Here is a 5,202-nt window from a genome sequence, read left to right on the forward strand (position 1 = left end):
TTGGCAAAAGTGCGATCGCCCTCAAACTCATCGAACAAACTCAAACCGAATTTGATTATATTATTTGGTTAAGCCTCACCAACACCCCCACACTTTCAACCCTCCAAACCGAACTCAAGCAATTTTTTGGGCGATCGCAACAACCCCCATTACCCACAATCATCGATTATTTCCGATCTTCTCGCTGTCTAGTAATTCTTGATGACGTACAGAATATTTTTAGTAGCAGTCAATTAGCAGGTCAATATTTAGCAGGCTATGAAGATTATGGCAAATTTTTTAAACAAATTGCCACATCCTCTCATCAGAGTTGTTTAATCCTCCTCAGTTGGGAAAAACCCAAAGAAATCGCGAATTTAGAAGCCGAAAACCTCTCCACCCAAAGCTTACACCTCAAAGGGTTAGGAGAACAAGCCGCCGAAATTTTCAAACAAAAAGGATTAGTCGATGAGGAAAAATGGTCAGACTTGATAGCCCTTTATCAAGGTCATCCTTCCTGGCTAAATATCATTGCTGCAACTATTTTGGAGTTGTTTGATGGTAGCGTTTCCCTGTTTTTATCCGAGGTAAATGATTTATTCTTAGGTGACTTAGAACCTATCTTAGAATCTCACCTAGAGCGTTTATCAGACGCAGAAAAAAAGGCGTTATACTGGTTAGCAACTCAAAATGAAACTGTAGATATTTCCCGAAAAGCTACTGAGAGTGAATTATCCCAACCAGAATTTTGGCAAGCCATACAATCTTTAGCGCGACGCAGCTTAGTGGAAAAAGTGTTAGTAGGAGGGCGATCGCTCTTTTTCCTCAATCCCGTATTCAAAGCATACATTCAGTGCAGGTGAAATATTATATAATATATGAGAGATTACATTTCTTACATTTAACGAATAGAAAGCGAATCTTATGAAAACATTTACCGCTATAATCGAAAAAGATTCTGATACCAAGCTTTACGTTGGTTATATTCCTGGATTTCCTGGGGCGCATTCCCAGGGAGAAACCTTGGATGAGTTACACGAGAATCTGCGTGAGGTAATTGAGATGCTCCTAGAAGATGATACTCTCGTCCTTCAGACTGAGTTTATAGGTACACAACAGATTGTGATCCGATAAACATCAGCAATATCCCAGTTCTGAAACCACAGGAAATAGTCCGCATACTAGAGAACCTTGACTTTGTAGAGGTGCGTCAAAAAGGCTCACATAAGCAGTTCCGTCACCAAGATGGGCGAGGAACTACTGTTCCTTTTCATAAAGGGCGTGATATATCACCTCGATTGCTTCAGCGGATTGCAATTGATATTGGCTTGACAGTTGAGGAAATGTTGGAGTCCCGGTGAGTTTACGTGAACTACGTGACTACTTTTTGCCCCAATTGCTGCTGCCAAACTACCGAAATCCGGGAACCGAAACTGCTGGGAAACAAACTCCCGCCAAGGCAAAATGTGAGGGGAAAGCAGGATTTTTTTAATCGCTCTTCTCAACTTCTACAACGATCGCATAAAAGCATTCACCGCATCATATTGGTCTGCCATACGCGAATAGAACTCGATCGATCGCAAATCCAACTCCGGCAACAGTTCACTCTTACTCACCAACTCATATCCCGTTGGGCGCAAACAATAAACCGAAATTACACCATCCTCCCAAAACCAAACCTCCTGCACACCAACCCGACGATAGATTTCCAGCGTATCAATTCCACCACTCGTCACTGTCACCTCGATCGCCAAATCTGGAACTGACTTGCGCGTACCCAAACAGTAAGACTCATCTGGTTCCTTCCGCGCGCCTAATTTCTTCATCCCGATAGTTGTACTACCACGCCCATAGAAACGGATGTTTTTCATCCGCATATAAATCTCTAAAAGCTGGCCTAAAGTGTTTTTAGGTTCTTCGTGGGCCTCAGATAAAGGAGCCATAATTTCTAAACACCCATCCAAATAAGTTAAACGCGCCCCAGTGTCCGCCAAATCAGCATCCAATTTTTCCAGAGTCTCCCATGTCACGTTTGACAGGAAAGCCGCACCTTTACCCAATCCTGCTTTAGAAATTGCGACAACCATCTGACTTACCTTTCACAATCATTTTTCCATAATATACGACTTCAAAAATTTGGAGTCTATCGCCATACTAAATCCGGCTGTAATATTCTATTCTTTAGTCCGCGAAGGCGGACTTCGTTTGTGTAGTAGCGGTTTCAAACGCCGAGTCTGATTGTTCCCCAAAATATATTTCCCCAAACAAAAAGCGCCCCTATTTCTAGGAGCGCTTTTTGTCAATCTCAAGTTAAGAATTAACCGTTGATAGAAGGAGCAACCATTGCTACGGGAGTTGTAACACCCGCTGCCAAGTCAAGCGGGAAGTTGTGAGCATTGCGCTCGTGCATTACTTCCATACCCAAGTTAGCGCGGTTGATGACATCAGCCCAAGTATTGATGACACGACCTTGAGAGTCGATAATCGATTGGTTGAAGTTGAAACCGTTCAAGTTGAAAGCCATTGTCGATATACCCAAAGCGGTAAACCAGATACCGACAACTGGCCATGCACCTAACAAGAAGTGCAAAGAACGGCTGTTGTTGAAAGAAGCGTATTGGAAAATCAAACGACCGAAGTAGCCGTGGGCTGCAACGATGTTGTAGGTTTCTTCTTCTTGACCGAATTTGTAACCGTAGTTTTGCGATTCGGTTTCGGTTGTTTCACGAACCAAGGAAGATGTTACCAAAGAACCGTGCATGGCGGAGAACAAGCTACCACCGAAGACACCAGCAACTCCCAACATGTGGAAGGGGTGCATCAGGATGTTGTGCTCGGCTTGGAACACGATCATGAAGTTGAATGTGCCGGAGATACCCAAAGGCATACCGTCAGAGAACGAACCTTGTCCAATTGGGTAGATCAAGAATACTGCGGTGGCTGCTGCAACTGGTGCAGAGTAAGCTACGCAGATCCAAGGACGCATACCTAAGCGGTAAGACAATTCCCATTCACGACCCATGTAGCAAAATACACCGATCAGGAAGTGGAAAATTACCAATTGGTAAGGGCCGCCGTTGTACAACCACTCATCGAGGGAAGCTGCTTCCCAGATTGGGTAGAAGTGCAAGCCAATTGCGTTAGATGAAGGAACAACAGCACCTGTGATGATGTTGTTACCGTACATTAAGGAACCTGCTACTGGTTCACGGATGCCGTCGATGTCCACTGGAGGAGCAGCGATGAAGGCGATGATGTAGCAGATGGTGGCGCTGAGCAAGGTGGGAATCATCAAGACTCCGAACCAACCGATGTAAATCCGGTTGTCGGTGCTTGTGACCCATTCACAAAAGCGTTCCCAGACGTTGGCGCTTTCGCGCTGCTGTAAGGTTGTTGTCATGGTTTTATGATTGCTGTATTTGGTTGTCAATGTTCGGATGATGTTTATATTATTAACGGTATCGTTAAGGTTTGTAAAGGGGTTGAGCGACAGTTAAACTGATGACTGTGATTAGGAAAGCTGATGTAAGGAGAGACAGGGGCGAAAAAAGTCGATTGCTAGACCGATCGAGATGACAGCTTAATTAGGCCCGCACCAACTCCAACCGATATCGGTAGAGAGCCACAGGATGCCCCCCAGCAGCAAAATAATCCGGGTCTTGCGGCGACAAATAAATCGCTGTCACCTGATCTGCCTCAATTCTTTTACCCGCAGAATCGCCCTTTTTCCCGCCGCCTGCAACCACTCGATAAGCCGTTGTTGTTTCCACCTCGTTTAAATAAATATCAGACTCTCCCCGAAAAATCTGCTGAGAAATCTCTGTAGACACAAACTCGCGAGGATTCGGCGTCTCAGTTCCCCGACTTGTAACAATGGAAATTAATTGGCGTTCCCCTTTCAAAACAGTAATTTGGCGGTTGGGATTGGTCGGATCGACTTTCACCGAAACTACGCCTCGCTCGCCTAAATAAGCCTTGGCAATATTCAAACCGTTAAAAGTGCGATCGGCTACAATCTTTTGAGCATTTTTTAATGTAGAATTAGAACTTAACCCATTTTGTTTTTCAGGTTGAAATCGCACTTTAAATAATATCGGCTGCTGCAAATACTGGCGGTTGCTTTCAAACCCTGGCGTGACAATATTTGGCGCTAAAGGAGCGGCTAAATCCACCAAAGTGCTAGCAACATTCCAATTCCCCGCCATCCAGTCGGGATATACCAAATCTCCCTTAGCTACAGCGATAGGAGGCTTGCTTTCCCAATTGGGAAAACTTGATATGCGATCGCCCAAAACCCCTGCCCTCGCAACGCCACCCCACAGCAACACCAGCAAAACCAGACAAAAACCCCAAATTCCCTTCATACCCAATTACATTCAAACAACTAATTTTCTGTCTCTCTTTCTCTTCTCTGCGTTCTCTGCGCCCTCTGCGGTTCATAAATTCAAAAATTAGACAACAAATCAGTTAAACATCATATTTTATATAATTTTCATAAACAGGCAAGATGCCTGTTTCACAAAATTAGATGTTCTGCTTGTGGGGAGTAGGGGTTGGGCATCCTACCCGCCCCCAATATGCAATTCAAAGATGGAAAAGCCGATTTTTTAAAGTGCCTCAACAGGTGCAGGTTCCCAAACTTCCCCGTATTTCTCCTTCAATTCGTGCCAATTTTCCACCTGTCCTGGTTCGTATTCCCCTGGCTTTCCCCACTGCAAAAACGCACTCAAAGCAGCCTCATTTTGTTCGTCTAGAAAACGGATTGCATAAGTAGTGAAATTGCCTCTTTTCGCCTCACCCGTTTCAAACTTCACCTGTTTTATTTTGTCCATATTTAGGTGAAACTCAAATATTTCGGCGTGCATATTGGCATACTTTCCCTTCGGCAACTCCGCATAAAACAGCTTGTGAATGGAACCGCGCACTTCCAGCACAGCCGCGCTGCTAGTCACGATTAAACGCAGGGTTCCCAATTGTTCGCAAGCTTCCAAGAATTCTTTCAGATTAGGCATAATTTAATTGGGGAATTGGGTATTGGGAATTGGGAATTGGGAATGGGGCATTGGGCATGGGGCATTGGGCATTGGGCATTGGGCATTGGGCATTGATTATTCGTAATTAAAAACAACAATAAGTAACAACCAACAACTAATGACTAATGACTAATGACTAATGACTAATGACTAATGACTAATGACTAATGACTAATGACTAATGACTAAT

General features: G+C 44.2%; 7 protein-coding genes and 1 pseudogene. 4 read left to right on the top strand and 4 right to left on the bottom strand.

The genetic code is table 11. The features are described from left to right. The 4 genes and pseudogenes from QUA16_RS35610 to QUA16_RS35625 all read left to right on the top strand — a co-directional run. A pseudogene (locus tag QUA16_RS35610) lies at positions 1-842 on the top strand (ATPase); the annotation flags it as partial. A 61-nt stretch (positions 843-903) separates the two neighbouring features. Next, positions 904-1,113, top strand: coding sequence for a type II toxin-antitoxin system HicB family antitoxin (locus QUA16_RS35615; RefSeq protein WP_333109688.1), 210 nt, complete (start codon positions 904-906; stop codon positions 1,111-1,113). Between the two features lie 35 nt (positions 1,114-1,148). Then, positions 1,149-1,340, top strand: coding sequence for a type II toxin-antitoxin system HicA family toxin (locus QUA16_RS35620; protein ID WP_333109692.1), 192 nt, complete (start codon positions 1,149-1,151; stop codon positions 1,338-1,340). After that, positions 1,337-1,471, top strand: coding sequence for a hypothetical protein (locus tag QUA16_RS35625; protein ID WP_333181765.1), 135 nt, complete (start codon positions 1,337-1,339; stop codon positions 1,469-1,471). The genes QUA16_RS35620 and QUA16_RS35625 overlap by 4 nt, the downstream gene beginning before the upstream one ends. A 16-nt stretch (positions 1,472-1,487) precedes the next feature. Here QUA16_RS35625 and QUA16_RS35630 read toward each other — a convergent pair whose 3' ends face one another. From QUA16_RS35630 to QUA16_RS35645, 4 genes are all read right to left on the bottom strand, one after another. Next, positions 1,488-2,066, bottom strand: a complete 579-nt coding sequence (locus QUA16_RS35630) for a Uma2 family endonuclease (RefSeq protein WP_333109690.1) — start codon at positions 2,064-2,066, stop codon at positions 1,488-1,490. 230 nt (positions 2,067-2,296) lie between these two features. After that, the gene (gene psbA, locus QUA16_RS35635; RefSeq protein WP_333103628.1) at positions 2,297-3,379 is read right to left on the bottom strand and encodes a photosystem II q(b) protein; all 1,083 of its coding nucleotides are present in this window, start codon (positions 3,377-3,379) and stop codon (positions 2,297-2,299) included. A 184-nt stretch (positions 3,380-3,563) separates the two neighbouring features. Continuing rightward, the gene (locus tag QUA16_RS35640) at positions 3,564-4,343 is read right to left on the bottom strand and encodes a DUF6816 family protein (protein ID WP_333107819.1); all 780 of its coding nucleotides are present in this window, start codon (positions 4,341-4,343) and stop codon (positions 3,564-3,566) included. Positions 4,344-4,586: 243 nt separating this feature from the next. Beyond that, complete coding sequence (locus QUA16_RS35645) at positions 4,587-4,991, bottom strand: ChuX/HutX family heme-like substrate-binding protein (RefSeq protein ID WP_333057403.1); 405 nt, start codon at positions 4,989-4,991, stop codon at positions 4,587-4,589. Positions 4,992-5,202: the final 211 nt, after the last annotated feature.

It is taken from the genome of Microcoleus sp. S13_C3 (genome assembly GCF_036700905.1).
Taxonomy (GTDB): domain Bacteria; phylum Cyanobacteriota; class Cyanobacteriia; order Cyanobacteriales; family Microcoleaceae; genus Microcoleus.

Excerpts from the sequence above, each read along its gene's own strand:
- QUA16_RS35615 (WP_333109688.1), top strand. The coding sequence starts at position 904 with ATGAAAACATTTACCGCTATAATCGAAAAAGATTCTGATACCAAGCTT.
- QUA16_RS35630 (WP_333109690.1), bottom strand. The coding sequence starts at position 2,066 with ATGGTTGTCGCAATTTCTAAAGCAGGATTGGGTAAAGGTGCGGCTTTC.
- psbA (WP_333103628.1), bottom strand. The coding sequence starts at position 3,379 with ATGACAACAACCTTACAGCAGCGCGAAAGCGCCAACGTCTGGGAACGC.
- QUA16_RS35640 (WP_333107819.1), bottom strand. The coding sequence starts at position 4,343 with ATGAAGGGAATTTGGGGTTTTTGTCTGGTTTTGCTGGTGTTGCTGTGG.
- QUA16_RS35645 (WP_333057403.1), bottom strand. The coding sequence starts at position 4,991 with ATGCCTAATCTGAAAGAATTCTTGGAAGCTTGCGAACAATTGGGAACC.